Here is a 2,942-nt window from a genome sequence, read left to right on the forward strand (position 1 = left end):
GTCTGCAACTGAAGAACTTTAAAGCACGGTTGAGTTTCCGTGACCCGGCCTCGGATAAGTATATTGGTTCCGATCAGGCTTGGGAAAAAGCCCAAGGAGCAATTCGCCGTGCTGTGGATACCTTGGGGATGGAATCCTTTGAAGCACCAGGGGAAGCGGCATTTTATGGTCCGAAACTGGACTTTATCTTCCGGGATATCCTGGACAGGGAATGGCAGTTAGGAACGGTACAGGTGGATTACAACTTGCCAGAACGATTTGATTTGGAGTATGTGGCAGAAGATGGCACTCGCCAACGCCCGATTATGATTCACCGTGCCCCCTTTGGATCCCTGGAGCGCCTAACTGGGATATTGATTGAAGAATATGGGGGAGACTTCCCCTTCTGGTTAGCACCAGTACAAGCACGATTGTTACCAGTCGGGGACGCACAGTTGCCTTTTGCTCAGGAAGTGGCAGCAAAAATGCGATCGCATGGGATTCGAGCAGAAGTCGATACCAGTGGAGAAAGGCTCGGTAAAGCAATTCGTAATGCCGAAAAGGCTAAAATCCCGGTGATGAGTGTGGTTGGTGCCAAGGAAGTCGAAGCAAACAGTTTGAATATTCGTACCCGTGCCGCTGGGGAATTGGGAATGATGCCCATAGACCATGTTGTAGAGAAGATGGAGCAGGCAAATCGGAATCGGGAGAATTTTTAGACTCTAAAGGAAATAGGGAGTAGCGATGCACCGAGTCAAAACGCGGTGCATCTTTTTGTTGTAAACCTATAACGAGGGGAATGCATCGCTTCTGTCTTATGCCTTGCTGTTATGCATTTTTAATGCATAACAGCTGATCACCACAGGTATGGCAGACCCTATATTTTTAGCAATTTTTCGCTTTATAGAATTCCTATAACTATTTATATTAAGTTTTATGAAGCGACTCAACACTTCTGCTTCCCCATCTTCCTCATCTTGCCTCTTTTATTGCGATCTTAAGTCTTTTCCAACTTTTAACTCAGTGCTATTCCAGTTAAGAAGCTGCTTCCGTAAACATGATGATGTGTAATTCACGGATATCACCAATTTAAAATTTTTAAATTTCAGGTGAAATTTCAGTAATTATCTCTAGGCAAAAGCAGCTTAAATGAAGCAATCCTAGATTAGGACAATAACAATAGTTTAACTAGAAGAGTTAAAACCAGCGAAAAATTAGGGTGCGATCGCTTTAATCTGTTTTAGGCAAAGCTTAAAAGCGATGCAGTGGCCTCATGGGGGTTTAACCCATGAGCCACTGTATCAAGACAAGGTCTGCTCGCACAAAAAATAGCACTACTAATTAAGGAAAAAGCCGTGTTCTCACTAGGGAGATTTACTGACTAACTATGGGGGGTTATCACTTGCATAAAGCACAATCAATTGGGCACACACCGTGCGCCCATAAAGTTTATTTGTGTTTCCGTTTATTTGTGTTTTAATTCCTATCCTTTGAGTAATCTCTCGATACCGGATTTGTCTATAAAAACGTCTTTAGTTTAATTTCTCAATTCTCATTATTCATCGCGGCCAGTCATGAAATCTTTATTGAACTATCTCCAAGCGATCGCACCCGATTTGGGTTCAAAAAGCCTACCCTATCCTCTTTGGAAAATTTTTCCTTGCCAGTTTCCTGGCCATACACTGATTGGCAGTGTGATGTTAGTCAGTACGATCGCAGGTTACGCTACTCCAGTATGGGCTGATGCCCAACTCCAGTTGGTGAAAGTGGCTAATGATGCGGATGGTAATATCATTACGGAAGTTCCATCAGGACAAGAATTTATCTACACCATCCGGGTCTCCTGTAGTGGGGATGAGGACTGCCAGGATGTGGTGATTACTGACCAACTCCCTCCTGAGATTGATTGGTCTTCTAACAATGTCAGCATCCTTCCTGGACGTCCTGCTACTGTCAGCTATGACGAGGATACAGGACTGGCTACCGTTGAGTATAATTCACCCATTCCAGCAGGTTCCCCTGTCAACTTGGAGATTCGAGTCCAGTTTCCCCCCGGTACGACTGTAAACGATATAGAACCAACTAACCTAGCCGAAGGGACAAGTTCTAATACCGAGAATGCCACCTCCAATGCTCTAAACATTAACTCTGATATCGATTCAAACGCTGCGTTAAACAAGTGGACATTGGAGAAAAATCGGGTGATTCCTAGCAATGGTGATCCGGCTCTTGATTCACCAGTGACCTATGAGATTAAGCTTTGCCACGACCAGAATCTTGAGGGTGGTCTAAACCTAGAAAATGTCGTTGTTCAAGATACTCTTCCGGTTGGGTCAAGTTTTCTTAGTGCTACCAATGAGGGTACCCATAACTCAGGGGTTGTCACTTGGAATGTCGGTAACCTCAGTATTCAGAGTGGCAGAAATTGTTTCAACGCACAAGTCTCTGTTGAGTATCCTAGTGCTACCTTCAACACTAGTGGTGCCAATAGTACTGTGATTAACCCAGCTGCCGCAACAGGAGAACTGATTGATGGCACCCCGTTGAACTTAAATGGTGAGGCTGAACATGGTTTTGCAGACCCGAACTATCAAGGCACATTGAATTCTAAATCATTCTCGGGTCAGGTGGCTATTGGCAATGAATTTGAGTTTCGGCTTGACCCAAGAAATACCGGTAATGTACCGATTACTACTCTAACAGTCACTGACGACCTAGATCAAGTCAATGAGGATGGGATTAACCTCTTAGATCAGGTGCGAGTCACTAAAATTAGCACAGGCAGATACAACAATTACACCGGGGATGTGATTGTCCGCTACAAAACTAATCTCAACCCCTTGACAGCCGGTACCTCACACCCTCAGAACACCACCCTCACCATTGGGACGGACATCACCTTAGGAGCAGGGGAATACATTACAGGGGTTGAGTTCGAGTACACCAATGTACCGGTTTTCAAA

2 protein-coding genes are annotated in these 2,942 nt (G+C 44.6%); both read left to right on the forward strand.

What is annotated here, in order from left to right; genetic code table 11:
* The coding region (locus F6K49_RS38950; protein ID WP_293105871.1) for a His/Gly/Thr/Pro-type tRNA ligase C-terminal domain-containing protein at window positions 1-698 on the forward strand (698 nt) is incomplete at its 5' end.
* Between the two features lie 855 nt (window positions 699-1,553).
* The coding region (locus tag F6K49_RS38955; RefSeq protein WP_293105873.1) for a hypothetical protein at window positions 1,554-2,942 on the forward strand (1,389 nt) is incomplete at its 3' end.

It is taken from the genome of Moorena sp. SIO3I6, from assembly GCF_010672095.1.